Source organism: Sulfitobacter sp. UBA4523, from assembly GCF_002388305.1.
Taxonomy (GTDB): Bacteria; Pseudomonadota; Alphaproteobacteria; order Rhodobacterales; family Rhodobacteraceae; genus Sulfitobacter; species Sulfitobacter pontiacus.
The window spans coordinates 1-24,412 of the sequence record NZ_DGMH01000073.1 but is presented as its reverse complement, the minus strand read 5'-3'; the positions used below and the strand labels follow the sequence as shown (position 1 = coordinate 24,412).

At 62.0% G+C, this 24,412-nt stretch carries 25 protein-coding genes; 5 read left to right on the top strand and 20 right to left on the bottom strand.

Going from position 1 to position 24,412, the window contains the following annotated elements:
• Positions 1–163 precede the first annotated feature (163 nt).
• Together mnmD and B3849_RS17245 are read left to right on the top strand one after the other, a co-directional pair.
• Positions 164–835, top strand: coding sequence for a tRNA (5-methylaminomethyl-2-thiouridine)(34)-methyltransferase MnmD (gene mnmD, locus B3849_RS17250; protein ID WP_278425378.1), 672 nt, complete (start codon positions 164–166; stop codon positions 833–835).
• Positions 832–1,740, top strand: coding sequence for a DMT family transporter (locus B3849_RS17245; RefSeq protein WP_051577598.1), 909 nt, complete (start codon positions 832–834; stop codon positions 1,738–1,740). The genes mnmD and B3849_RS17245 overlap by 4 nt, the downstream gene beginning before the upstream one ends.
• On the opposite strand, the gene B3849_RS17240 is transcribed toward B3849_RS17245, so the two are convergent.
• Positions 1,696–3,669, bottom strand: a complete 1,974-nt coding sequence (locus tag B3849_RS17240; protein ID WP_278425377.1) for a transglycosylase SLT domain-containing protein — start codon at positions 3,667–3,669, stop codon at positions 1,696–1,698. The genes B3849_RS17245 and B3849_RS17240 overlap by 45 nt on opposite strands.
• Positions 3,670–3,788: 119 nt before the next feature.
• Here B3849_RS17240 and dapA point away from each other — a divergent pair, with 119 nt between their 5' ends.
• On the top strand, positions 3,789–4,664 hold the full coding sequence (gene dapA, locus B3849_RS17235) for a 4-hydroxy-tetrahydrodipicolinate synthase (RefSeq protein ID WP_037943059.1): 876 nt from the start codon (positions 3,789–3,791) through the stop codon (positions 4,662–4,664).
• A gap of 148 nt (positions 4,665–4,812) precedes the next feature.
• Here the strand turns inward: dapA and B3849_RS17230 are convergent, their stop codons facing one another.
• The 17 genes from B3849_RS17230 to B3849_RS17150 all read right to left on the bottom strand — a co-directional run bounded on the left by B3849_RS17230 (position 4,813) and on the right by B3849_RS17150 (position 20,996).
• Positions 4,813–5,070: a glycine zipper 2TM domain-containing protein gene (locus B3849_RS17230; RefSeq protein WP_037944890.1), complete on the bottom strand. Its 258-nt coding sequence runs from the start codon at positions 5,068–5,070 to the stop codon at positions 4,813–4,815.
• 96 nt (positions 5,071–5,166) lie between these two features.
• Positions 5,167–6,564: an aspartate aminotransferase family protein gene (locus tag B3849_RS17225; RefSeq protein ID WP_278425376.1), complete on the bottom strand. Its 1,398-nt coding sequence runs from the start codon at positions 6,562–6,564 to the stop codon at positions 5,167–5,169.
• Positions 6,565–6,836: 272 nt separating this feature from the next.
• Positions 6,837–9,032: a DEAD/DEAH box helicase gene (locus B3849_RS17220; protein ID WP_278425375.1), complete on the bottom strand. Its 2,196-nt coding sequence runs from the start codon at positions 9,030–9,032 to the stop codon at positions 6,837–6,839.
• 164 nt (positions 9,033–9,196) lie between these two features.
• The gene (locus B3849_RS17215) at positions 9,197–10,765 is read right to left on the bottom strand and encodes a gamma-glutamyltransferase (protein ID WP_278425374.1); all 1,569 of its coding nucleotides are present in this window, start codon (positions 10,763–10,765) and stop codon (positions 9,197–9,199) included.
• Between the two features lie 85 nt (positions 10,766–10,850).
• On the bottom strand, positions 10,851–11,471 hold the full coding sequence (locus B3849_RS17210) for a CHAP domain-containing protein (protein ID WP_005851155.1): 621 nt from the start codon (positions 11,469–11,471) through the stop codon (positions 10,851–10,853).
• Between the two features lie 132 nt (positions 11,472–11,603).
• The gene (gene ureG, locus B3849_RS17205; RefSeq protein WP_286780470.1) at positions 11,604–12,233 is read right to left on the bottom strand and encodes an urease accessory protein UreG; all 630 of its coding nucleotides are present in this window, start codon (positions 12,231–12,233) and stop codon (positions 11,604–11,606) included.
• Complete coding sequence (locus B3849_RS17200; RefSeq protein WP_286780469.1) at positions 12,230–12,865, bottom strand: urease accessory protein UreF; 636 nt, start codon at positions 12,863–12,865, stop codon at positions 12,230–12,232. The genes ureG and B3849_RS17200 overlap by 4 nt, the downstream gene beginning before the upstream one ends.
• A 12-nt stretch (positions 12,866–12,877) precedes the next feature.
• A complete protein-coding gene (locus B3849_RS17195; protein WP_278425370.1) occupies positions 12,878–13,330 on the bottom strand; it encodes an urease accessory protein UreE in 453 nt (150 codons plus the stop codon).
• 9 nt (positions 13,331–13,339) lie between these two features.
• The gene (gene ureC / locus B3849_RS17190; RefSeq protein WP_278425369.1) at positions 13,340–15,049 is read right to left on the bottom strand and encodes an urease subunit alpha; all 1,710 of its coding nucleotides are present in this window, start codon (positions 15,047–15,049) and stop codon (positions 13,340–13,342) included.
• A gap of 24 nt (positions 15,050–15,073) precedes the next feature.
• On the bottom strand, positions 15,074–15,379 hold the full coding sequence (locus B3849_RS17185) for an urease subunit beta (protein ID WP_009825907.1): 306 nt from the start codon (positions 15,377–15,379) through the stop codon (positions 15,074–15,076).
• Positions 15,376–15,561, bottom strand: coding sequence for a hypothetical protein (locus B3849_RS17180; RefSeq protein ID WP_005851166.1), 186 nt, complete (start codon positions 15,559–15,561; stop codon positions 15,376–15,378). Before B3849_RS17180 ends, B3849_RS17185 begins: the two co-directional genes overlap by 4 nt.
• Positions 15,562–15,588: 27 nt before the next feature.
• Positions 15,589–15,891 carry an urease subunit gamma gene (locus B3849_RS17175; RefSeq protein ID WP_005851167.1) on the bottom strand — a complete coding sequence of 101 codons (303 nt, stop codon included), beginning with the start codon at positions 15,889–15,891 and terminating at the stop codon, positions 15,589–15,591.
• Between the two features lies 1 nt (position 15,892).
• Positions 15,893–16,765, bottom strand: a complete 873-nt coding sequence (locus tag B3849_RS17170) for an urease accessory protein UreD (RefSeq protein WP_278425368.1) — start codon at positions 16,763–16,765, stop codon at positions 15,893–15,895.
• Positions 16,766–16,918: 153 nt separating this feature from the next.
• Positions 16,919–18,232: a TRAP transporter large permease gene (locus B3849_RS17165; protein ID WP_005851171.1), complete on the bottom strand. Its 1,314-nt coding sequence runs from the start codon at positions 18,230–18,232 to the stop codon at positions 16,919–16,921.
• Positions 18,229–18,795: a TRAP transporter small permease subunit gene (locus B3849_RS17160; RefSeq protein WP_064216317.1), complete on the bottom strand. Its 567-nt coding sequence runs from the start codon at positions 18,793–18,795 to the stop codon at positions 18,229–18,231. The genes B3849_RS17165 and B3849_RS17160 overlap by 4 nt, the downstream gene beginning before the upstream one ends.
• A 113-nt stretch (positions 18,796–18,908) precedes the next feature.
• Positions 18,909–19,931, bottom strand: a complete 1,023-nt coding sequence (locus tag B3849_RS17155) for a TRAP transporter substrate-binding protein (RefSeq protein WP_278425367.1) — start codon at positions 19,929–19,931, stop codon at positions 18,909–18,911.
• 210 nt (positions 19,932–20,141) lie between these two features.
• On the bottom strand, positions 20,142–20,996 hold the full coding sequence (locus tag B3849_RS17150) for a helix-turn-helix domain-containing protein (RefSeq protein ID WP_278425366.1): 855 nt from the start codon (positions 20,994–20,996) through the stop codon (positions 20,142–20,144).
• A gap of 93 nt (positions 20,997–21,089) precedes the next feature.
• On the opposite strand from B3849_RS17150, the gene pobA reads away from it, so the two are divergent.
• Positions 21,090–22,259, top strand: coding sequence for a 4-hydroxybenzoate 3-monooxygenase (pobA, locus tag B3849_RS17145; protein WP_278374845.1), 1,170 nt, complete (start codon positions 21,090–21,092; stop codon positions 22,257–22,259).
• A 101-nt stretch (positions 22,260–22,360) separates the two neighbouring features.
• Here the strand turns inward: pobA and B3849_RS17140 are convergent, their stop codons facing one another.
• Together B3849_RS17140 and B3849_RS17135 are read right to left on the bottom strand one after the other, a co-directional pair.
• Entirely contained in the window at positions 22,361–23,341 is a 981-nt protein-coding gene (locus B3849_RS17140; protein WP_278425365.1) for a zinc-binding dehydrogenase, read from the bottom strand.
• A gap of 21 nt (positions 23,342–23,362) precedes the next feature.
• Positions 23,363–23,956 (bottom strand): TetR/AcrR family transcriptional regulator, encoded by a 594-nt coding sequence (locus B3849_RS17135; protein ID WP_278425364.1) that lies wholly within the window; start codon positions 23,954–23,956, stop codon positions 23,363–23,365.
• Positions 23,957–24,077: 121 nt separating this feature from the next.
• On the opposite strand from B3849_RS17135, the gene B3849_RS17130 reads away from it, so the two are divergent.
• Positions 24,078–24,332: a hypothetical protein gene (locus B3849_RS17130; RefSeq protein WP_278425363.1), complete on the top strand. Its 255-nt coding sequence runs from the start codon at positions 24,078–24,080 to the stop codon at positions 24,330–24,332.
• Positions 24,333–24,412 lie beyond the last annotated feature (80 nt).

Sequence of the window (24,412 nt, the reverse complement as noted above, 5' to 3'; positions counted from 1 at the left end):
GGCCCATTCGGATCGATCACCTGCACAACCGCGCCGCGTTGCACGCAGGCCCATGCCACGGATAGCCCGAATATTCCCGCGCCGCGTATCGTGATTTCGGCCATTGCCAATCCTTGCCCTTTTTGCGCAGTGTTCGGCATCGCCCATAGCACAAGGCCATCCCATGGAGAACCAGACAGCTGATATCGAATGGAAAGATAGCGGTGTGCCCGTGTCCTCCAAGTTCGACGATCCGTACTTCAGCCTCGACAACGGGGTAGAGGAAACGCAGCATGTCTTTATCGACGGGAATGACCTGACCAACCGCTTCCGCGACGGGTTCCGCATCGGAGAGTTGGGGTTCGGCACGGGGCTGAACTTTCTCGTGGCGTGGGACGCGTGGACGCGGCACGGCGCGAAAGGCACGCTGCATTTCACCTCGTTCGAAGCCTTCCCGATGTCGTCCGAGGATATGGCCCAAGCGCATCAGTCCTTTCCTGACTTCGATGGCAAGCGCGACGCGCTGCTGGACGCCTGGTCGCCCGAAGGTGGAGAGATGCGCTTTGGCGATGTGGTGCTGACCGTGGTGATCGGCGATGCGCGACGTGCGGTGCCCGCGTGGGACGGGCTGGCGGATGCGTGGTTTCTTGACGGGTTTTCCCCCGCCAAAAACCCCGAGCTGTGGGAGCCGGAGCTGCTGCACGATGTAGCACGGCACACGGCACCGTTTGGCACGGCCGCGACCTATACCGCCGCTGGCGCGGTCCGTCGCGCGCTGGAAAGCGCGGGCTTCGCGGTTGAGCGCACGACCGGTTATGGACGCAAGCGGCACATGACGCGGGCTGTGCGCGTATGAGCATGGCCACCAACCGCGCGGCGGCTGCGGCGCAGTCGAACAACATCCCGCTTGGCATCACCTTGATGGTGATCACGACCTTTGTGTTTGCGGTGCAGGACGGGCTGTCGCGGCATCTGGCCTCTGAATACAACGTGATGATGGTGGTGATGATCCGCTACTGGTTCTTCGCGGCCTTTGTCATCGCGCTGGCCAAACGCCATGCGGGCGGGTTGCGGGCGGCGGCGCGGACCAGCCAGCCGGTGCTCCAGATATTCCGCGGGCTGCTGCTGGCGGCCGAGATCTGCGTGATGATTGTCGCCTTCACGATCCTTGGCCTTGTGGAAAGCCACGCGGTCTTTACCTGTTATCCGCTGCTGGTTGCCGCCCTGTCCGGCCCCGTCCTGGGGGAAAGTGTCGGCTGGCGCAGATGGGCGGCGATCGGGGTCGGCTTTATCGGGGTGTTGATCATTCTGCAGCCGGGGATGAGCGTCTTTGACCCCGCCGCCGTGATCCCGCTGGTGGCGGCCGCGATGTTCGCGGTCTACGGGTTGCTGACCCGCTATGTCGGGCGCAAGGACAAGACCGCCACCAGCTTTTTCTGGACCGGCGTCACAGGGTCAGTGGCGATGACAGCCACGGGGCTGTGGTATTGGGAGCCGATGATCGCCAGCGACTGGCTGATCATGGGGTGCCTGTGCATCACCGGTGTCACGGGCCACTGGCTGTTGATCCGCTGCTACGAAGTGGCTGAGGCGAGCGCGGTGCAGCCCTTTGCCTATTTGCAACTGGTCTTTGCCGCGATCATCGGCATCAGCGCCTTTGGCGAAACCGTGCGCCCCAATGTCGCCATCGGGGCGGCGCTGATCGTCGCGGCGGGGCTATTCACCTTTTGGCGCGAACGGCAAAAGGGTCGTGCCCGTTAGTTCCTCTGTAAAGGGTTGGGGCAGGGGGTCTTTGCCCATGCGCGCGCGGTAAACGGGCAGGCTTTCGGTCACCCGCATCACATAGTTCTGCGTCTCGCGGAAAGGGATCATCTCTATCCAGTCGACGATATCGATGTCGCCCTCGCGCGGATCGCCGTAGGTGTCCATCCAGCGCGTCGGACGCGAGGGGCCGGCGTTATACGCGGCCGAGACCATGACCACATTCCCGCTAAACCGGCCCGCCATCTGCGACAGGTATTCGGACCCCAGCAAAGCATTGTATTCGGGGTCGGCGGTCAGCCGGTCGGTGGTGTGCAGCGCGCTGATCTCCAGATCGCGGGCGACATCCTTGGCCGTGGCGGGCATAAGCTGCATCAGACCACGCGCGCCCACATGGCTTTGGACCACGGGGTCAAATTCGCTTTCGCGGCGGGCGATGGCCAACACCATCTCGGGGGCCATGTTCAGGTCCAGCTTGATCGCATCATGCAGTGCGTAATAGGGGCCGGCGATGGTGATGCCCCGTTGTGCCACACGTTTGCCGATCATCACGGCCAGATGCGGCTGGCCCACGTCAATCGCGGCCTGTCCCAGAAGGGCAGCGTCTTCGGTGATCAGCTGCTCTGCCAGATGGGTCCAGAACCGTTCGGCGGTCGACAGCTCGCCCGAGGCTTGCAGCAACAGCCCCGCCTGAAACAGCGGTGCCTGTGCCAGCGCCGATGTGCGCCAGTCCTGTTCAGGGGGCGCGCCTGCAAGGCTTGTGTCGAACGGCAGATTGCCCCGCTCTGCCGCAAGCAGACCGTAGAAAGAGGATTGGAACTTCGCGCCTTGGGCATAGGCTTTGGCCGCGCCCTCGGCATCGCCCATGGCCTGATACGCGCGGCCCTGCCAATAGCCCGCGCGCCCTTGGCTGATGGGGGATTCTACCGCGCCGTCATGGGCCTGAAAGTGACCAAGCGCCAGCTTGGGATCTTTGAGGAACTGCAGGGCGATATAGCCCGACAGCCATTCAAGGTCCGCGAAATGTGACCCTTCGGACAGGAAGTGTTTCGACGCCATCTGATAGGCCCGCGCCGGATCGCCATTGCGCATTTCGTCCCGCGCCAGCGCGCGGCGGCGGTTGGCCCATGCGGCGGGCTGACCAAGGGCCGCAGCGCTGACCGATTGCGACAGCATCAGATCCTTGGCGCTGTCGCCGTAGCCTTTGCGGATGCGCCATTCAAAGCGGTCAGCCTGTAGCCCCGGATCACCGGCCTTGCTGGCGGGCAGCGCGTCGATCAGGGCGTTTACGTCGCCGTCCAGATTTTGCAAGGCGATGCGGGTTTCGGCCAGCGCCTTGTCGGCATCACTGACCAGATCGAACATCTGGCGGGCTTCGGCGTGTTCCCGTTGCCATAGCATCTCGTCCAGACGGGCGGCGTGGTGCGGTTTCAGCAAAGGCCCATGCGCGTCAATAAACTTTGCCTGATCGTTCCCGCTCATGGGCAGGGTACGCCACGCCAGCACCAGCCGCGCCTGTGCCTCGCCCAGACGATCCGCACGCAGCAGCGCTGCGGCATGCGCCAGTACACCCTCGGGCGTCTGCGGGCCCTGACCGGTAAAGAAATCCAGTATCGCCTTGTCACCCTCGCGGATCACGGCCTCTTCGGACTGTCTGCGCAGATAGGCCTCGCCCGGCCAATCCGGGCGGCGGCGCAGGAAATCTGTCACCTCGGCATAGGTGCCCCGTCCGGCGCGCAGGCGGTGCCATTCAATCACATCTACCGCAACGGCCCCGTCACGGCGCGCGATCAGGGCGGCATTATCCCAGCTGCCCGCGCGCATGGCGTCCATCGCCCATCCCAGCGGACGCGGCCTTTCGGCATGGGCCGGAAGGGCGAGGGCAAAAACCATCGTCAGCGTCGCCAAGGCGCGTCTCATCACTTGCATTTCCTACTGGTCAAAGGCTACAGCCTTGCAACATACGGCGCGGCGCGGGGGTTTCAACTCAACTTGCCGCTATCAGCAATTGGGCGCTTGCCCAGCAACGCAAGAATAGGAGCGTGCATATGCTACAAGGTTCACTACCTGCACTCGTCACGCCGTTCACGGACGGCGCGCTGGATTTGGCCACGCTCAAGAAGCTGGTGGAATGGCACATCGCGGAAGGATCGAACGGGCTGGTGCCTGTCGGGACCACCGGTGAATCGCCCACCCTGACCCATGCCGAGCATGAAACCGTTGTCGCCGAAGTCGTCAAAGCCGCCGCGGGTCGTATCCCCGTCGTTGCAGGTGCCGGTTCGAACAACACGACCGAAAGCATCCGTCTGGCCAAACACGCCGAAAGCGTCGGTGCCGATGCGGTTCTGGTGGTCACGCCCTATTACAACAAGCCGACCCAAGCCGGTCTGATCGCGCATTTCACCGCGATCCACGAGGCCTGCGGTCTGCCGATCATCATCTACAATATCCCCGGCCGTTCGGTCGTTGATATGCTGCCCGAAACCATGGCGGAGCTGGCCAAGCTGCCGCGCATCATCGGTGTCAAGGATGCCACCGGCGATCTGGCGCGGGTCTGTGACCAGCGGATGCTGTGCGGGCCGGATTTTGTCCAGCTCTCGGGCGAGGACGCCACAGCGCACGGGTTCAACGCCCAAGGCGGCGTTGGCTGTATCTCTGTCACCGCGAATGTCGCGCCCAAGCTTCTCAGTCAGATGCAGGCGTTCTGCCTTGCGGGGGACTATGCCGCGGCGCTGAAAATCCAGGACAAGCTGATGCCGCTGCACAACGCGATCTTTACCGAGCCGGGCCTGGTGGGTGTGAAATACGCGATGGCGCGTCTGGGGTTGTGTTCAGACGAGGTGCGCCTGCCGCTGGTGCCGTTGACCGATGCCACCAAAGCGCTGGTGGATCACGGATTGAAGCACGCGGGTTTGCTCGACTGATGTCGCGGTAAAATCACGGTTAAGACGGGGCGGCATCTAGCCGCCCTTTTTTATGGGCGTCACTCAACCCGCCCGTCAGCGCATAAAAAAGGCCCCGGCGAAACGCCGAGGCCTAATGTGAATATCTGCCTTCGGGAGCAGAAAACGCTTATGGGCAAGCAGCCGTGTAACGCTGACCTGCGGAGTTCTGGTAGACACACTGGCCGTTTTTGCCGCGGCCCAGGTATGCACCTGCAGCAGCGCCAGCCAAGCCACCCAGAACGGCGCCTTTGGTTTTGTCATCGTCGCCCGAGACGACAGCACCCAGAGCCGCACCAGCAGCAGCGCCGGTTACAGAAGATTGAGTCTGCGTTTCGCAAGCGGCGAGTGCGCCAACCATAGGCAGGACCAAAAGTAGCTTTTTCATGATATACTCCATACTAGCTTCAGTACTTAACGCTATATGACGGGTTTGGTTCCAGTAAGATTTCTTTGATCGGCAATAAAGTGCCGGAGCGGCAGCCTATTTGCTGCCGAACACCCGACCCATTGCCCCATCCACCGCCGCGATGATCTGATCAATATCGTCCTTCTTCGCGATCAATGCAGGGCTGAAGCAGAGCGTGTTGTTCTTGCCCGGCACCGACCGGTTGGTCGCCCCGATGATCACGCCCTGCGCCATACAGTCTGCGACGACCGCCTGAATCTGCGCTTCGACAACGGGAACGCGGGTGTTGCGGTCTTGGACCAGCTCTGCGCCAAGGAACAGACCCTTGCCGCGCACCTGACCGATCACGTCATACTTGTCCGACAGCTCTTCAAGCTCTTCGAGCATGTATTGCCCCATGTCGCGGGTGTTTTGCAGCAGGTTTTCGCGTTCGATAATCGCCATGTTTTCAATCGCGGCGGTGGGGCCCGCGGTGCAGCCCCCGAAGGTAGAGATATCGCGGAAGTAGTTCAGCGGGTCGCTGGCGTCGTCCTTGAACAGGTTAAAGACCTCTTCCGTCGTCACCAGACAGGCAATCGCCGCATAGCCCGAGGCCACACCCTTGGCCATCGTAACCATATCGGGCTGGATGCCGAAATGCTGGTAGCCAAACCATTCGCCGGTGCGCCCGATGCCGCAGACGACTTCGTCAATGTGCAGCAGCACGTCATACTTGCGGCAAATCTCTTGCACCCGTTCCCAGTAGCCATCCGGAGGCGTGATAACACCACCGCCCGCCGTCACGGGTTCAAGACACAGCCCGCCCACGGTGTCGGGCCCTTCGGCGAGGATGATCTTCTCTATCTGATCCGCGGCCCAAACGCCGTAGTTATCCTCCGGCGCGCCGTCTTGCTCGAACTTGCGATACTCCAGACAGTGCGGCACGCGGACGAAACCGTCGGTGAAGGGGCCGTATTGCGCATTGCGTTCTTCCTGACCGCCCGCAGACAGACACGCGATGGTCGTGCCGTGGTAGTCGCGGTCGCGATACAGGATTTTGTGCTTCTTGCCGCCATAGCGTTTGTGGGCGATCTGGCGGATCATCTTGAAGGCTTTCTCGTTCGCCTCGGAGCCGGAGTTGCAATAGTACAGGCGGCTCATGCCCGGCATCTTGTCGATCAGCTTTTCCGCAAAATGCGACCCCGGAATAGACCCGGCAGACCCCGCGAAATAGTTCAGCTTGATCAGCTGGTCGCGCACGGCGTTGGCAATGCTTTCACGGCCATAGCCGACGTTGACGGTCCAGACACCACCGGACACCGCGTCCAGATGCTCTTTGCCCTTTTGGTCCCAGACACGCATGCCTTTGCCTTCGACAATGATCCGTGGGTCCGTGGTTTCATAGGCTTTGTGCTGGCTGAGGTGGTGCCAGATGTGCGCGCGATCTGCCTCGACCACACGGGAGATATCGTTTTCGCTAAATGTACCATCCATGTGCGTGACCTTTCCGAGGTTGGGATTGGGGGCGGGTGGCAAAGCACCCTGTTTTCAAGGCCCCATCGCAAACGCGCCTCGCGTCTGTTTCGGCCCATATGCAGTGATTGTTAGGAGCAACTTCCCCCTCTGAAAAGGAAAAACCTGCCACATAGGGGGGCGGCACGGGGAAGATAGACGCAAAAAGGGCCGGAATTGATTAAAATTCCGGCCCCTAAGCGATTGATTGATCTGTATTTCCCCGTTTTTAGACCGGGGGTAGGTCTTGCGGCTTATTTCGGGCGAAAGCTCGACTTGCCGCGTTTGGGGGCTGCATCGCCGCCACCGGCTTTGCCTGAGGGTTTGCCGCCCTTGGGTTTCGCGCCCAGTTTGCCCGGTGGGACAAAGCGTTTCGACGGGTCAGCGGCGCGGGCCTTGAACGGTTTATCCGCTGGTTTGCCGCCGCCACGGGGGCGGTCCGCCCCACGATCCGCTGGCTTTTCCTTTTTCCAGACGGCTTTGGCTTTGGGCTTGCCGCCGGGTTTGTCGAAGCTGTCGGGCTTGCCCGCAGACTTGGGTTTAGGCGTGGCACCGGGCTTCATCGGAGACCGTTCGGTCTTGTGCGACTTGGGCGGGCGTTCGCCTTTGGGGGCTTTGGGCTTGTCAAACTTAGGCTTGTCGCCGCGCGGTTTGTCGAACCCTTTGTCGGGGCGCGGGCCGCGAGGTTTGTCGTAGGTAACCGATGCTTCTTCGGTGCTGGCCGCACGTGGTTTGCGCGGTGCACGTGGTGCGTCGGGGTCATAGGGTGCGCGGTCGGGGCGTGGGCCACGATCGGGGCGCGGGCCGTTGTCAGAACGGGGGCCGCCACGGTTCGGTTTGGGGCCACGGCCGCCGGGCTTGGGCCCGCGCGACAGATCGGGGGCCTTGTCCAGTTTGGTCACAACCGCGCCGTCTTCGACCTTCATGTCGGGGCCAAGCGCGTTGGTGAATTTATCTGCCGAGGACGCGAGGATCTCGACAAAGGTATGGCTGGGCTGCACGCGGATCGCGCCCACGTCATCCTTGGTCAGATCGCCCATGCGACAGATCATCGGCAGGATGGTGCGGGGTTCGGCGTCATCGTTGCGCCCGATCGAGATCGAGAACCAGACCGACGGGCCAAAGTCGCCACGGGGGCGTTCGTCGGCAGGGGTGCCGGGCTCTGCCAGCTGCTCGGGCGCGGACTGGCGTGCACGGTACAGGTTCACAAAGGCCGTCGCCAGTTGCTCGGCGCTGAACTGTTCGACCAGATTGGCAACAAAGCCCGCTGCATCATCGGGGATCGGATCAGACCATGCGGAATCGGCCAGCAAACGCTTTTCGTCTTCGGCGTTCACTTCTTCAGCAGAGGGCGGGTTGGCCCATTCGACCTTCAGCTTGGCGCCGCCCAGCAGACGGTTTGCCTTGCTGCGCATCTTGGCGGGGACGATCAGCGCGGACACACCCTTGCGACCGGCACGACCGGTACGGCCCGAGCGGTGCAGCAACGTGTCAGAGTTCGACGGCAGATCGGCATGCACCACCAGTTCGAGGTTGGGCAGGTCGATCCCGCGGGCGGCAACATCTGTCGCGATACAGACGCGCGCGCGCCCGTCGCGCAGCGCTTGCAGCGCGTTGGTGCGTTCGGATTGCGTCAGCTCGCCCGACAGCGCAACGACCGAAAAGCCGCGGTTGGTAAAGCGGGTGGTCAGGCGTGCGACGGCGGCGCGGGTGTTGCAGAAGACGATGGCGTTTTTCGCCTCGTAAAAGCGCAGCACGTTGATGATCGCGTTTTCAGTGTCGCGCGGATGCACGTTCAGCGCACGGTATTCGATGTCGGCGTGTTGTTTCTTTTCGCCCACGGTTTCGACGCGCTGCGCATCACGCTGGTAGGATTTGGCCAGCTTGGCGATCGCTGCAGGCACGGTGGCCGAGAACAACAGTGTGCGGCGCTCTTCCGGCGCTTCGGAGAGGATGAATTCCAGCTCTTCGCGGAAACCCAGATCAAGCATCTCGTCCGCTTCATCCAGCACCACGGCGCGGATGTCGGACAGGTTGATGTTGTTGCGTTTGATGTGGTCGCACAGGCGGCCCGGTGTCGCGACGACGATATGCGCGCCACGGTCCAGCGCACGACGTTCGGTGCGTGTGTCCATGCCGCCCACGCAGGTGGTCACGACCGCACCGGCCTTGCCATAAAGCCACGTCAGCTCGCGGCTGACCTGCATGGCCAATTCGCGCGTCGGTGCGATGATCAGCGCCAGTGGCGCGCCGGCGTGTCCGAATTTTTCATCGTCGCCCAAAAGGGTCGGTGCGATGGCCAGACCAAAGGCCACTGTCTTGCCGGACCCCGTTTGAGCTGACACCAGAAGGTCGGCTTCGACCAGATCTGGGTTGGTAACCGCCTCTTGGACGGGGGTAAGCGAATCATAGCCTTGGGTGGCAAGCGCGTCTGCGATGGTTTGGATCAAGGGATTGTCCTGTCTGAGAAAATGTCGCGCTACAAATACGCGCGTCGCGGCAAAAGCGGATACGCCAGCCACGTGTTGCGCCCGTCCCTAGTCGGTTGTGACGCAAATGTACATCTCTTTGTCAGATGCGCAGGGCAAGGCAGCTATGCTTGCCCGTCGCTCTTTCAGGCGCTGACGGCATCCCCCCAAGCGGACATCACCTCTGTCACGCCGGTATTTTCGTCGCCCGCGCGCCCGACAGCAGAGGGGCAGGCGAAGTGATAGGGGAAGATCGTGCGCGGCGCGGTCACCACATTGTCCAGCGTGTCTTGCAGCGTCGCGATCACCTGCGGCGGCAGCGCCTGATCCACGATGGTCACATCGGCAAGGCTCATATCCGTGCGCGGCGCATGAAAGGCGGTTTCCAGATCCATCCCGTAGTCCAGCAGCAGTGAGGTCAGTTCGACCACAGCGGGCATGATCTTGCGCCCGCCAGACGCCCCAAGCGCGAATTGCGCACCGTCGGCACGCTCCAGCAGCGTGGGGCACATATTCGCAAGGCAGCGCTTATCCGGCCCAAGCGAGTTCGGCTTGCCCTGTTCAGGGTCAAACCACATGATGCCATTGTTCATGAGGATGCCCGATTGCGGCAGCATCATCCGCGAGCCAAAGATCGACAGCAGCGTTTGAGTGACGGCGACCATATTGCCCGCCGCATCGACCACGCTGAAATGTGTGGTGCAAGACGGGTCGGGTTCATGTTCGATATCGCCCATCGTGTCATAGCGTTCCTGGTTGGCTTGCCGGATGGCGCGGTCATAAGCGATGAAGGCTTCGGCGTCGGGGGCGTCTGTGCCAGGCTGCCAAGCAGTCATCAGATCGAGGGCGCGGCGCATGGTCGGGCCAGCGGTCAGGGTCGGTGTGGCGATGACCTCGTGCCCGCGGTAGGCATAGTGCATCGCGTCGACCAATGTCGCCTGATACTGCGCCAGATCCTCGGCTGTGTGGTGCCCGCCCGCGGCTTGCAGATCGGCCACGATGGATTGCGCCAAAGGCCCTTCGTAAAACGCGCGCGGTCCGTCCTTGGCCACGGTGCGCAGCGACGCGGCAAGACGGCCAAGGTCGCATTTCGTCTCGCCCAAGGCGGTCCAGCCAGAGGATTTGGGAAAGCCGTCTGCGTCCAGAAACGTCTCGGCCGAGGCGGGGAAGGGGGCGAGGTCTTTGGCCGAACCACCAAGGATCAGCTGCGTGTACCAATCCACAGGAAGACCATCATCGGCAAGCTTGATCGCAGGGGCCAGCAGATCGGCCCAAGGTTTCGTGGCAAAGCTTTCATGCGCCAGACCCATGCCAGCGACCTGACCGGGAATGGCAATCGCCTTGGCCCCGAAAACATTGCGGTCTTCCAGCACCGAAGGCCAGGGAAACAGATCGCCCGCCTTGCCGCCCACGATGGGATAGTCCGCGACATCCAGCCCCTTGGGGGATTTCATCCCGAATTCGATGACCTTGGCCGTCTTTTCGCCCGCCATGCGCACGACCATAAAGCCGCCGCCGCCCATACCGCTCATCCAAGGTTCAGCCGCGCCAAGCGCAAAGGAGGTGGCAATTGCCGCATCCACCGCATTGCCGCCCTGCGCCATGACATCCGCCCCGACCTGCGCCGCGACACGGCTTTGCGAGGCGACGATCCCCTTGCGGCTGCGGGTCGCGGGTTTGGTGATCTGCCAAGAGGCATTCTGCTGCTGGGTCATTGGGGGCATCCTGATGTTTAGATGTGCCTACCCAACGCCAGTGTCAGCAGATTTGCAACCTTGAGGGGCGCTGCCGCCCCATTGGTCAGTTGCTTTGTGTCGGTGCCGCTGAAAATGCGAACACGGGGGGCTGTGTCATCTCGTTCGACGGCGCGGATTTCGCGTCGGGATAGATGAACCCGTTGATCGGATAGACGCTGCCGTAAGACCCGGCCTGGCTTTCAAGGCGGACATCGGACCAGTCGTTCAGCGGAGATACGTCTTGCACGCTCATCCCAAGCGAGATCTTGTTGCGCTTCCAATTGGCGTGATCGACCTTGATCTCGCGCGGGGAAACGACTTCGGAGACGACGGCAACATGGCCCATAGGGTTCCGGCTGGTGCCTTTGAACGCCATGACCGACCCGACGACGGGTTCTTTGCCGCGCTCGTACAGGCCGTTGGCTTGCGCCCACCACGTATTCGCATTGCCGCGGATTTGAACGCCGCTGGCATTGCGAGCGAAGGGCACGCACCAGACGCGCTGACCTTTGGATTGCAAAACGCGCACCTCGCGGATTGCCATGGCGTGCAGGTCGGGGTTGATACCCGCCTGACCAATGGTCTGAATTTCAGACGGGCCGCGGGCGCAGGCTGCTGTCATCAGCAGGGCCACACACAAAAAAGGAATTCCGACTTTCGATGACCACTGGCGTTTCACGCTCATTTATCTGTCCTGCTGCCCGTTTCACTCACCTTACTGTCCCAGTAAAGTCCGGCAGACATTCCGCGATTCTCGGCCAAAAACAAAGCGTCAGGATTCCGGTGGGCAAAATTCCGCCGCTATTATTGCAAATTGTTAATTTTCGGGAACCGGGCGGAGGCCGCCGATTTTGACAATCAGGTCCAGCAGCTCTGCCACACCCTTATCGTGTTTCATCTCGGCAAAGAGATAGGGCAGATCGCCGCGCATCCGTTTGGCGTCACGGTCCATCACCTCTAGCGACGCACCCACATGCGGGGCGAGGTCGGTTTTGTTGATGATCAGGATATCCGACTTGGTGATCGCTGGCCCGCCCTTGCGCGGGATCTCTTCGCCCGCTGCAACGTCGATCACATAAAGCGTCAAATCCGCCAATTCGGGGCTGAAGGTCGCCGACAGGTTATCGCCTCCGGATTCGATGAGCACGCAGTCCAGATCGGGGTGGCGGTCGCGCATCCGGGCGACGGCGGCAAGGTTGATCGAGGCATCCTCGCGGATGGCGGTATGGGGGCAGCCGCCGGTTTCGACCCCGATGATCCGGTCCTGTGGCAAGACCTGAAGCCGCATAAGCGCTTCGGCGTCCTCTTGGGTGTAGATATCATTGGTGATCACGCCAATCGACCAGCGGTCGCGCATGGCACGGCACAGGGCGGCGGTCGTTGTCGTCTTGCCCGCGCCAACGGGGCCACCAATGCCAATACGAAGCGGTCCATGGGGGGAGGTCATGTCTGGAACATCCTTGAGTAAAGCGTTTCATGTCGCATCGACGCGATATCGGCCAGAAAGCAGGCGCTGCCGATGTCGTCGATGGTTTGGGTCAGGGCCAGCGTCACCGTGTCGTGGCACAGGGGGGCAAGGGCGGTGATCACCCGCTGCCCGTCCGTTTGCCCCAAGGGCACCGCGCGGATCGCAGCAGACACCAGTGCGCTGACAAAGGCGTGCAGGAACAACTGCGCGCCTTGTGCCACGGGCAGCCCCTGCACCGCGCAGGCCGCGCCAAAGGCGACGGGCAGCGTCAGGTCGGGGAGGTCATGCCCCCAGACGTCATTGACCACCCGCACAAAGGCCGCGCCCTGTTGGGTCATCTCGGTCAGTCGCTCTGACGAGGGGGCCAGCGCGCGCGCCAGCGCATCTACCTCGTCCATGCCCTTACCCGCAAAGCCAGCGTTCAGCAGGATCGCATCGGTCCGGCCCGCACCGTGGGTGATGATGTCCGACAGCCACGCCTGAAGGCTGGACGCATCGTGAATGGTGCCGTCCTGCACGGCCATTTCCAGCCCGTGGCTATAGCTGAACGCGCCGATGGGAAAGCTGGGCGACAGCCATTGCGCGAGCGTGATCAGGGCTTGGGTTTGCATCGTCCGGCGGGCCTAATGTGCGTGGCTATGGGTGCGCCCGTGGCCATAGGCCCCGCCTTCGGGAATGAACGGTTCGGACACATCCCGCAACGTCGCGCCGAGCTTTGTCAGCATGTCGCGGATCACGTGGTCGTTCTGGATCAGCAGGCGGGCGGGTTCAAGCTGGCAGGGGCAGTGCCGGTTGCCGATATGCCATGCCAGCCGCACCAGATCGTCGCCGGTGATTTCCAGCAGGGCTTCCTTGGCTGCGATGACCTCGATGATCTGCCCGCCTTCAAGCTCGAACGCATCGCCGTGGTTCAGCGATTCCGTATGGGCGAGGTCCACGAGGAACCCGCGGTTATGGCTGGTCAGCAGGCGTTTGCGGCGCAAGAAGCGATCGTCATAGGTCAGCACGCAGCTGTCATCCGCATGGTCCCACTGGCCGTGGCGCTTGATCGTATGGGCGGGGGGAAAGTCGGTCATCTAGGGGCCTCAGAACATGAAATAGCGTTGCGCCATGGGGACGGTTTCAGCGGGCGCGCAGGTCAACAACTCGCCGTCCGCGCGGACTTCGTAGGTTTCGGGGTTCACCTCTACCTTGGGGGTGGCCGCGTTATGGATCAGATCGGATTTGCCGATATTGCGGGTGTTTTGCACGGCGATGGTCTGTTTGCGCAGGCCAAGGCTGTCGCGCAGCCCGCTCGACTGCGCGGCTTCCGAAATAAAGGTCACCGCGCAATGTTGAAGCGCGCTGCCATAGGCCCCGAACATCGGACGGGTATAGACCGGCTGCGGCGTTGGGATCGACGCATTCGGATCGCCCATCTGCGCCACGACGATCATGCCGGACATCAATACCATTTCGGGCTTCACACCAAAGAAGGCGGGGTTCCACAGCACCAGATCGGCTTTTTTGCCAACCTCGATCGACCCGACCTCGCGGCTGACACCATGGGCGATGGCGGGGTTGATCGTGTACTTCGCGATATAGCGTTTGACGCGGAAGTTGTCGTTGTCGCCGGTTTCTTCCGGCAAGCGCCCGCGCTGCTTGCGCATCTTGTCAGCGGTTTGCCATGTGCGGATCAGCACCTCGCCCACACGCCCCATGGCCTGACTGTCAGAGGCGATGATAGAGAAGGCACCGATGTCATGCAGGATATCCTCGGCGGCAATCGTCTCGCGTCTGATCCGGCTTTCGGCAAAGGCAACGTCTTCGGGGATGGATTTATCAAGGTGGTGACAGACCATGAGCATGTCCAGATGCTCTTCGAGCGTGTTCACCGTGAAGGGGCGCGTCGGGTTGGTCGAGGACGGCAGCACGTGTTCTTCGCCGCAAATCTTGATGATGTCGGGGGCGTGGCCGCCGCCTGCGCCCTCGGTGTGGAAGGCATGGATGGTCCGGCCTTTCATCGCGCCAAGCGTATGTTCGACAAAGCCGGATTCGTTCAGCGTGTCGGTGTGGATCATCACCTGCACGTCCATATCGTCGGCGACCGACAGGCAGCAGTCGATGGCGGCGGGGGTGGTGCCCCAATCCTCGTGCAGCTTCAGCGCACAGGCCCCGCCGTCTACCATTTCAACCAGCGCGCCGGGTTGGCTGGCGTTGCCCTTGCCCGAGAGACCGATGTTCATCACCACACCGTCCATCGCCTGCAACATGCGCCCGATATGCCACGGGCCGGGGGTGCAGGTGGTGGCAAGCGTGCCATGCGCAGGGCCGGTGCCGCCGCCAAAGCATGTGGTCACACCGGAATGCAGCGCGTCCTCCATCTGCTGGGGGGCGATAAAGTGGATGTGGCTGTCGAAACCGCCCGCGGTGAGGATGCGTCCCTCGCCTGCGATCACCTCGGTCCCCGGTCCGATGATGATATCGACGTTGGGTTGGGTGTCGGGGTTGCCCGCCTTGCCAATCGCCGCGATGCGCCCGTCTTTCAGCGCGACATCCGCCTTGTAGATGCCCGAATGATCCACGATCAGCGCGTTGGTAATGACAGTATCCACCGCACCGTTTGCCCGCGTCACCTGCGACTGGCCCATCCCGTCACGGATCACCTTGCCGCCGCCGAACTTCACCTCTTCGCCATAGGTGGTCAGATCGCGTTCCACCTCGATAATCAGATCGGTGTCGGCCAGTCGCAGCCGGTCGCCCGTGGTGGGGCCGTACATCGCTGCGTATTCAGAGCGGGGGAGTGTGGTGGTCATAGGTCTCTCTTTCCTCAAAGCGCCTTAGAGCGCGCCCATCACTTCAGCGTTGAACCCGTACACCTTGCGGTCGCCCGCGAGCGGGATCAGTTGCACTTCGCGGCGTTGACCGGGTTCAAAGCGCACGGCGGTGCCGGCGGCGATGTCCAGCCGGTGACCACGCGCGGCGGCGCGGTCAAAGTCGAGCGCGGGGTTGGTTTCGGCAAAGTGGTAGTGACTGCCGACCTGCACGGGCCGGTCACCGGTATTGGCAACCATCAGGGTGATGGCCGTGCGATCGGCGTTCAGGGTGATGTCCCCCGCGGCGCACAGCACCTCTCCGGGGATCATTTGCGCGCCTTGCGAGGGGCCTTGACCCGCCCGCGCAGGGCGATGGCCGCGGCGGTTGCGATGACGGCGAGGCCCATGAATACAGGCATCCATTCGGCCCCGTGGGGGGCGATATGCACACCGGGGTGGGCAAGTGCAGGGCCAGCCATCAGGGCGGCGGGCAGGATCATCAGATGTTTCATAGCAGGGGCCTTTCTTGCGAATGGGGTCTAGCGGATAGGGTTGTGCACGGTGACCAGCTTGGTCCCGTCGGGGAAGGTGGCTTCGACCTGCACGTCGTGGATCATCTCGGCGATGCCCTCCATACAGTCGTCGCGGGTGATGACCTGGGCACCGGCCTGCATCATCTCGGCCACGCTGCGGCCATCGCGCGCGCCTTCGACGACGGTGTCGGTGATCAGGGCAATCGCCTCGGGGTGGTTTAGCTTGACGCCACGGGCCAAGCGCTTGCGCGCGACTTCGGCCGCCATGGCGATCAGCAGTTTGTCTTTTTCACGGGGGGTCAGCTGCATGTCAAAGCATCCATGTTTTAGGAGGGGCCGCGCCGTGCAGGCGGGCGATGATCGGCACCAGAGACTGGCGCAGGATATAACTGTCGGGCGCGAGCAGCCGCGCATAAAGCACGCCGTCGCGCATCAGGCTGGCACCGGCGCTGGCAGGCAGCAGCGCGCGCAGGGGGGCAAGCAGCGCTTCGGCATCGGGGGCGGCGTAGATCACGCTGGCCATGGCGCAGTTGCCGCGCGCCGTGGCGGTGCCTGCAAGCTGTGCGTGGATATCGCCGGACAGACGCACAGCATCGGCAAAGATAGGCTGCCCATCGCGGCGGATCGTGATGTTATCGGCAAAGCGCGCGTCGCGCAGCGTTTCGCCCATGGAGACGCGGCCAAAGACCAGCGGCTCTACGCCGAAGAAACAGGCGTCGCCCGTCAGGTCCACCTCCAGCTTGCGGCGCAGGGCGGAGCCGTTGAACAGGATCGTTTCCTGCGGCAGCCAATCGACCCGTGCCCCCGCTTTTGCATCCAGCCGCGTGGTCATCTGCGCCATCGGGCCGGGTTGCGCCAGATAGACGCGCTCGGCCGCTTGGCTGGTCAGGGTCAGCCGGCTGCCCGCACCCGCCGTGGCGGTGATCGACAGTTCATCGCCGCCCGTCATCCCGCCCGAGGTATTGAGGAAAACCCCCGTCAGCCCGCCCGCCGCCGCGCGCGGAAACAGCGCTTTGAAGCAGCCTTGCTGGTAGAGATCGCCAATCACGGACGCGCCGCCATAAGTCTTGCTGCTGATGCGCAACGCCCCGCGGGCGCGGGGTTGCATCGGCACGGAGAAAGCCTGATCGGTATGGGCGGCGATGTTGATCGGGGGCCTCGTCCAGTTGAAAATAACTCCCATCTGGATAGCGTGATTCCCGTCGGGTGCGATCCGAAACGGGCATTTTTGGCGCAATTTCAGGCTGTATCTCGACGGCTGCCTATTATTTGAGCATATCCCGTCAGGGGCCTTGACCCGCAGCGGTGCCGCGGGTCAAGGCAGGTGTTTACAGGTCTACCCGTAGAAATACTTGGGCAGATAGGTCGCGATCTCGGGGATCAGAATGATCAGCAAGACCCCGATCAGCGTCACGATCACGTAAGGCGTCACAGAGGCATAGATATCGCCCATCGTGACGTCCGGCGGGGCCACCCCTTTGAGGTAAAAGAGGTTAAAGCCGAAGGGCGGGGTCATATACCCGACCTCCATCATGATGATGAAGAGGATGCCGAACCAGATCGGATCAAAGCCATAACTCTGCACAACGGGCAGGAACACAGGCAGGGTGATCAGCATGATCCCCACCGGATCCAGCACCATCCCAAGGATGAAGAGCACCGCCAGCATGAACACCAGCGACCCCCAACGCCCACCGGGCACAAGGTTCATCATATCTTGGATCAGGCTTTGTGCCCCAAGTGCGGTATAGGCCGTGCTGAAGGCGTGGGCCGCAAAAAGGATCCACATGATCAGCGCGGTCAGTTTCAGCGTCGCGACAGAGGCGTCGCGGATCACTGCCCACGATAGCTGGCGGTTCACGCCCGTGGCGACCATCGCGCCGAAGACGCCGATGGCGGCGGCTTCGGTCGGCGTCGCGTAGCCGCCGAAGATTGCCCCCAGCACGATCACCACGATCAGGATCGGCAGGATCACCGCCTTGAGAGACCGCAGCTTCTGCCCCCAGTTCGCGCGTTCCTCTTTCGGGAGGGCGGGGCCCAGTTCCGGCTGCATCCAGCACCGCCCGCCGATATAGACGGAGACGAGGAAGAACAGCAGCAGCCCTGGCCCGATACCGGCGGCAAACAAACGCCCGACCGACACTTCGGTCAGCAGCGAATACAGCACCATCAGGATCGACGGCGGGATCAGGATGCCCCAGCCTCCGCCCGCGTTGATCGCCCCGAGCGCGAGCTTCTTGTCATAGCCGCGTTCCAGCATCTTGGGCAGCGCAATGGTCCCCATCGTGACAACCGCGGCACCCGAGATGCCCGACATGGCAGCAAAGATCACGCAGATCAGCACCGTGCCGATGGCCAGACCGCCGCGCAGCCCGCCCCACCATTCGTGCATCATGTCGTAAAGGTCATTCGCGACACCCGATTTTTCAAGCAGGATCGCCATGAAAACAAACAGCGGAATTGCCATCAGCGTGGGGGATTGCATCGTCTCCCACATTTTGGAGGCAAGCAGATAGAACCCCAGATCGCCCATTTCCGCATAGAGGAAGATGACCGATATCCCCCCAAGGGCAAAGGCCAGCGGCGTGCCGAGCATCACAAACAACAGCAGCGCGCCAAAGAACAGCATGGTCAGGATTTCAACGCTCATGACTGGCCTCCTGCGGCTTGGGCCGCTTGGGTGTCGCCGGTGGCCGGTTGTCCAAAGATCGCTGGATCATTGGGCAGCCCCATCAGGGTGCGCACATCGGCCCAAAGGCGTACGAAGCCCTGCAACAGCAGCAGCAAGGCGGCGACGGGGATCAACGATTTTGTCGGCCACAGCGGGGCCTTCCAGACAGAGTTCGACCGCTCCATATCCGCGATGGCCTCGGACGCGATGTCGTAGCCTTGCCACAGCAGCACGCCGACAAAGATCAGGAACAGCGGCCACGTCACGATGTCCACCAAGGCTTTGCGTTTGGGGGAAAACTGGCCGTAGATGATATCGACGTTCACGTGACCGCGTTCGGTCAGCAGATAACCGCCCCCGATGATCGCATAGACACCAAAGATCAGCGTCGCCAGCTCGGCAGTCCAGATCGCGGGCTGTCCGATCAGATAGCGCATGACCACATCGGCCAGCAGCAGGGCAAAGATGATCAGCACGCAAAAGCTGATCCAATAGCCGATAATGCGGTTCAATTGCGTGATGAAGCGCGCAAGTTTAAACAAAACGTTTCTCCCTCAAGACATAAAAGAAGCCGCCCGAAATGCAGGGACATGTCAGGCGGCTACATTGATTTTCACTGTGGCATCACCGGGAGGCTGACCTCCGGATCAGGCCCCTAGAGGTAGCCGAGGTCGGTCATCAAGGTTTTGTAGATATCCGCCGCCTTCGCCGCGCGTTCGCCTTTCTGCGCCTCTGTGTCGAGGATCTTGGCCGAGGCATCGGCAAGGATCGCCAGAACGTCGTCGGGCAGTTTGGACACCTCGATATCGTTCTCGGCGATGCCCGAAGAAATCGCGATAGCTTCGGCGTGCTGGTATTCGGCCGACCGCTGGAAGAACCGCGTCTCCATCGTGTCGAGCAGGGCAGTGCGCAGATCGTCCTCCAGCCCGTCGACGGCCTCCATATTCAGGATAAAGGCGTCGGTGGTCTGTCCAAGCGCGGGTTTGTAGTGGTATTTGCAGACCTCCCAGAGGGACATGGATTTCGCCCCGACGGCAGCGCCCCAATGCGCGCCATCCACAACGCCCGAGCTGAGCGATTGATAGAGTTCGGACCCGGGGATGTATTGCGGCGCGGCACCAGCGGATTGCAGGTAATCCAGCATCGTCCCCGACGACCGCAGCTTGAGCCCTTTGAAGTCTTCGGCGGATTCGATCTTCTTCGACACGACGATTTCGACGGGCAGCACCTTTTCCGTCTTCATCATCACACCATCGGCGTTCAGGTCTTCGTTCACCAGCGCCTCAAGGCCAAGGTTCTTGACCGCGTGTTCCATTTCCCAAGCCTGACGGAAGGTGCCGGGGATGCCGAACAGGAAGGACGCGGCCTGCGCCTGATCTTGCACATAGGACGGGCTGACCGTCCCCATCGGCACCACGCCCTTGCGCACGATATTGTAGATGTCGGGGCCTTTGGCGAATTCACCAGCACCCAGCAGATCCATTTTGAACGCGCCTTCGGTGCGCGTTTCTAGCACTTCGGCCAGTTTGCCAAGGCTGTCGGTGAAAGAGCTGGACGCTTTGGGCCAATGCGCTTGCACGCGCCAGTTGACCTTGCCCTGCGCGATCCCTTTGCCGACCAGCGCCGGTGTCGCCAACGCGCCAAGAGCAGCGCCGCGCAGCATGGTGCGACGGTTCATATTGCCTTTTGTCATTCTATTTCCTCCCAGAAACTTCGGTTTCTCTTATCTGCGCGGCACGGGTTGCGCAGGCTCCCTAACGTCACCTTCACGTATCATTTGGGGTAGGTCAAACGGCTGTTAGCGATAACGGTTAATAATTCTGACATTTGTCAGTTTTGTGAGCACGGATTTGCCGAGACTTCAACCTGTGGTCCTTTGGCCGCGATCTCATGTTACGAATTGCTGGCGGTATTGCGATGGGGTCACCCCCTGCACGGTGCGGAAACGGCGCGAGAAATAGGACGGATCGGCGAACCCCAGACGATAGCCAACCTCGGCCACCGACAGACGGGTGAAGGCCAGCATGCGGCAGGCTTCCTCGACATGGCGGGCTTCGATGTAGGCGGTGGCGGACAGCCCCTTTGCCGCGCGACACAGGCGCGACAGATGTCCGGTGCTGATCCCGAGGGTGCTGGCAAAGTCCTTGGCTGTCCAGCCGGCACTATCGGGATCGCCGATAAGCTGGTCGAGCCGCGACAGGCGATCATCCCGCGGTGCGTCGTTGCTGCGGTTTCGCGTGGCCCCCCATGCCGCGATGCTGGCCAGAACCGCATGTCCCAGCCCCACGGCAATCTGCGCCCGAAACGGCGCCCCCGTCTGGCCCGCCACGGTTTCCAGCTGGGTCATCAGCGCGATCAGCGGGCCCGCGGCGCGACCAACCGTCGGCTTGGTCAGCGCCTGTGCGACCTCGGCATTGACGGGCCCGATGCTGTGCAGGATCGCAATGGGAAAGGATTGCACCATGCCTTGGGTATTCGGGGCAAAGTCGAAACTATGCACCATGCGGGGCGGGATAAAGACGACCGATCCCTGCGTCAGGGCAAATCGGTCGCCATCGATGTTCGCCGTGCCACCCCCCGAAAGGATGTAGAGCACCTGCGCCAGTTGCGCGTGCCGATGCGGCGCGATGTGCCACGCGTGATCCGGTGCGCGGTCCTTGATCCGTTCGCAATGGAGGACATCGGGAAAGCCTTTGGTTTCGCCAAAAAGCGCATAGCTGGGGATCGGTGAAAGCTCTGTCATGCACGGATTGTACCAGCAATTGCGCTAACGATCCATTCATCATGCACGTTCCGTACAATAGGTTAACCCGAAAATCGGGCAGGGAGCAGCTCTATGAAAACGGAAGTCGTCATTATCGGCGGCGGGCCATCGGGCTTGCTGCTGTCGCAATTGCTGAACGACGCAGGCGTCAGCACTGTCGTGCTTGAAAGGACCACCCGTGAACACGTGCTGTCCCGCATCCGCGCGGGCGTGCTTGAGGATGGCACAATGAACCTGCTGCGCCACGCCGGTGTCGGTGCGCGGATGGACCAACAGGGCTTGCCGCACAAAGGCTGCTACCTGACCGACAACGACCTGATGGTGCATATCGATTTCCACAAGCTGATCGGCAAGAAGGTCATGGTCTATGGCCAGACAGAGGTCACCCGCGATCTGTACGACGCACAGGACCGGATGGGCACCACGATCATTCACGAGGTCGAGGATGTGGTGATCGACGGTGCGGACAGCAATGCGCCCACGGTATCCTTCACCAAAGACGGCCAGCGGCAAGAGATCAGCTGCACTTACGTCGCGGGCTGTGATGGGTTCCATGGCGTCAGCCGCGCGACGATCCCCGCCGCTAAACGTCGGGAGTTTGAACGGGTCTACCCCTTTGGCTGGCTGGGGATTCTGTCGCGCACGAAACCGGTGAACGATGAATTAATCTATGCCAGTTCGGCGCAGGGCTTCGCTCTTGCCTCCATGCGTAGCGCAAGCCTGAGCCGCTATTACATTCAGGTGTCGTCGACCGAAAAGGTCGAGGATTGGAGCGATGACCGCTTCTGGGAGGCGCTGAAGCAACGTTTGCCGCGGCCTGTGTCAGAGGCGCTTGTGACCGGCCCGTCGATCGAGAAATCCATCGCGCCGCTGCGCTCCTTCGTGAGCGAGCCTTTGCGGTGGGGAAACCTGTTTCTGGTGGGGGATGCCGCGCATATCGTACCGCCCACCGGTGCCAAGGGGCTGAACCTCGCGGTGTCCGATGTCTTCTATCTGCATGACGCGCTGATCGCCGCGTTGAAGCGAGGGGATCACAGCGGGGTTGACGGTTATTCCGCCCACGCGCTGTCGCGGATCTGGAAGGCGATGCGGTTCAGCTGGCAGATGACAACAATGCTGCATCAGTTCGAGGGCGAAGACAGTTTCGCTCCGCAGATGCGGCGGGCGTCGCTGGCGCATCTGGCGCAAAGCGAAACAGCGCGGCGCGATCTGGCAGAGAATTATACGGGGCTGCCGTTCTAAAGGCCGCGGCCGCCCAAACTAGGGTGCCGAAATGAAAGCAGGGCGGCCCTTGATCCCGGATCAAGGGCCGCCCTGTTTGGTGCTGTGGTATTCGGCTGCGTTTAGCCGCGGATCATCACCTTGCCGGGGCGGCCCGGTGTCAGCGAGGCTTTCAGCGCACCCGAAAGATCATCCAGCCCGAACTGCCCACCGTCTTCCAGCACCAATTCGCCTTTGGCGACCAGCGTGACCAGTTCAGTGATCAGGCGCTTGCGCTCTTCGGGGTCCATATCGCCGCTCACGCGGGAGCCCCAGAAGCCTTTGACGGTGATGTGCTTCATGATCAGCGCGCCAGAGTTCAGCGGCATCGGCGCACCGGTCGCGGTCCCGAACACGACTAGCTCTCCGTCCAGTCCCAGCAGATCGACCAGATCAGCCGAGATATCGCCCCCTACGGAATCGATCGCGGATGCGGCCCCTTTTTCGCCGATGATCTCGCGCGCTTTATCCTGCCAGCCCGCTTCCGAGGTCGACAGCACGTTGTCGATGCCCAGATCCGTCAGCTCTTTCACAGCGTCTTCGCGCCGCACGAGGTTCAGCAGGTTGATGCCGCGGCTTTTGGCGAGCGTGGTCATGATCTTGCCGACGGCCCCGTTTGCAGCGGTCTGGACGATCCAGTCGCCTTTCTGCGCCTTGAGCGTTTCCAGCAGAGAGATGGCGCTGAACGGCATCGCGATCAACTGTGCGCCAGCAACATCCGAGATCGCGTCGGGCAGGGGCAGAACACCAGTGGCGGGGGCGACGAAGTATTCGGCCCAAGTGCCATGCACACCCGCGATCGACACACGCTGGCCGATCATCGCGTCGTCCACGCCTTCACCGACAGCCTCGACGGTGCCAAGCGCTTCGCTGCCGGCAATCGCGCCGGGAAGCTCGGGCTTGTAGCCGTAGTTGCCGCGGATGGTCCAAAGGTCGTGGTTGTGGATTGGCGACAGGGTCATCTTGACCAGAACCTCGCCCGCCCCTGCGGTGGGGGTGTCGACATCACTCGCTTCGATGACGTCGATCGGTTCGCCAAAGCTGTTGTGCACGGCTGCTTTCATGGGGGTCTCGCTTTCTTGTGGTTATCGTATGGTTAGAAAATCAGTGGTTTCTGACAAAGCCTGCTGCAACGGGACCTGATCCTGCGACAGTTTCGACAGGATCGCGGCCCCCAGAAACTTGGCATAGAGCATCTGCGCTGCTGCCCGCGGATCATCGACCGGCGGGACGGAGCCTTCTTCGGCCCCGGCAACCAGCAGCTGCGCGATGCGGCCGACCAACTGTGCCACGCCATCATCCAAGATGCGCCGCATGTCGTCGGACAGATCGGCAACCTCGGCCCCAAGCTTCACAACGAGGCAGTGGTTGGCGATGCCTTCGGAATGGGCATGGGCCAGCCACGCCGACCAGAACGACAGCAGCTTGTCACGGGCAGAACCCGACCCGCTGCACAGCGCATCCATGCGCGCCAGATAATCGTCGACATAGTCGTGCAGTAAGGCCTGGCCAAAGGCATCCTTGGACGGAAAGTAATAATAGAACGACCCCTTGGGGACATCGCTTTCCCTCAGGATGCGCGCCAGCCCGACAGCGCCAAACCCGTACTTGCTGATCAGCGCACGTCCGGCGGTCAGTATCTTTTGCCGCGTTTGATCTGATTTCTTTTGCTCTGTCATATGGGGGAGGTAAGAAGTAATAGACCGGTCGTCTAGTGGCGCGGCCAATTTAATTTTGTGCGCGGCTGCTCCTTGCCGTACAGCTTGGGATGGGGCGGCGTTTCAAGGGGCAGGGTGCGCAATGGGAAAGGTGTCGGACCGAGCGATCATATGGGTGTTTTGCGTCTCAGGCGTGCTTTGTCTCGGGATCATCGCATTCCTTGCGGTGCAGCACTGGGTCGAAAGCATCCCCTACACCGACACATGGGCCTATTTCCGCAACTACCACCCGATCCGGCACAAGCTGCTCGTGGCGTTCGGATGGGTCTTCGCCGCCGTCAGCGTGACCGCGGGCGTTGTATACGTAGGTAGGCTTGCGATGCGTCGAAAACGCTGACGCGCGTCAGTCAGCCCCGCGTGGTGCGTGACGTGTGTGCTGGAATGTAGGGGGGGATTTGGTGGAGCCTAGCGGGATCG

Coding starts and splice junctions, on each gene's coding strand:
- mnmD (WP_278425378.1), top strand. CDS start 164: ATGGAGAACCAGACAGCTGATATCGAATGGAAAGATAGCGGTGTGCCC.
- B3849_RS17245 (WP_051577598.1), top strand. CDS start 832: ATGAGCATGGCCACCAACCGCGCGGCGGCTGCGGCGCAGTCGAACAAC.
- B3849_RS17240 (WP_278425377.1), bottom strand. CDS start 3,669: ATGCAAGTGATGAGACGCGCCTTGGCGACGCTGACGATGGTTTTTGCC.
- dapA (WP_037943059.1), top strand. CDS start 3,789: ATGCTACAAGGTTCACTACCTGCACTCGTCACGCCGTTCACGGACGGC.
- B3849_RS17230 (WP_037944890.1), bottom strand. CDS start 5,070: ATGAAAAAGCTACTTTTGGTCCTGCCTATGGTTGGCGCACTCGCCGCT.
- B3849_RS17225 (WP_278425376.1), bottom strand. CDS start 6,564: ATGGATGGTACATTTAGCGAAAACGATATCTCCCGTGTGGTCGAGGCA.
- B3849_RS17215 (WP_278425374.1), bottom strand. CDS start 10,765: ATGACCCAGCAGCAGAATGCCTCTTGGCAGATCACCAAACCCGCGACC.
- B3849_RS17210 (WP_005851155.1), bottom strand. CDS start 11,471: ATGAGCGTGAAACGCCAGTGGTCATCGAAAGTCGGAATTCCTTTTTTG.
- ureG (WP_286780470.1), bottom strand. CDS start 12,233: ATGACCTCCCCCCATGGACCGCTTCGTATTGGCATTGGTGGCCCCGTT.
- B3849_RS17200 (WP_286780469.1), bottom strand. CDS start 12,865: ATGCAAACCCAAGCCCTGATCACGCTCGCGCAATGGCTGTCGCCCAGC.
- B3849_RS17195 (WP_278425370.1), bottom strand. CDS start 13,330: ATGACCGACTTTCCCCCCGCCCATACGATCAAGCGCCACGGCCAGTGG.
- ureC (WP_278425369.1), bottom strand. CDS start 15,049: ATGACCACCACACTCCCCCGCTCTGAATACGCAGCGATGTACGGCCCC.
- B3849_RS17185 (WP_009825907.1), bottom strand. CDS start 15,379: ATGATCCCCGGAGAGGTGCTGTGCGCCGCGGGGGACATCACCCTGAAC.
- B3849_RS17180 (WP_005851166.1), bottom strand. CDS start 15,561: ATGAAACATCTGATGATCCTGCCCGCCGCCCTGATGGCTGGCCCTGCA.
- B3849_RS17175 (WP_005851167.1), bottom strand. CDS start 15,891: ATGCAGCTGACCCCCCGTGAAAAAGACAAACTGCTGATCGCCATGGCG.
- B3849_RS17170 (WP_278425368.1), bottom strand. CDS start 16,765: ATGGGAGTTATTTTCAACTGGACGAGGCCCCCGATCAACATCGCCGCC.
- B3849_RS17165 (WP_005851171.1), bottom strand. CDS start 18,232: ATGAGCGTTGAAATCCTGACCATGCTGTTCTTTGGCGCGCTGCTGTTG.
- B3849_RS17155 (WP_278425367.1), bottom strand. CDS start 19,931: ATGAACCGTCGCACCATGCTGCGCGGCGCTGCTCTTGGCGCGTTGGCG.
- B3849_RS17150 (WP_278425366.1), bottom strand. CDS start 20,996: ATGACAGAGCTTTCACCGATCCCCAGCTATGCGCTTTTTGGCGAAACC.
- pobA (WP_278374845.1), top strand. CDS start 21,090: ATGAAAACGGAAGTCGTCATTATCGGCGGCGGGCCATCGGGCTTGCTG.
- B3849_RS17140 (WP_278425365.1), bottom strand. CDS start 23,341: ATGAAAGCAGCCGTGCACAACAGCTTTGGCGAACCGATCGACGTCATC.
- B3849_RS17135 (WP_278425364.1), bottom strand. CDS start 23,956: ATGACAGAGCAAAAGAAATCAGATCAAACGCGGCAAAAGATACTGACC.
- B3849_RS17130 (WP_278425363.1), top strand. CDS start 24,078: ATGGGAAAGGTGTCGGACCGAGCGATCATATGGGTGTTTTGCGTCTCA.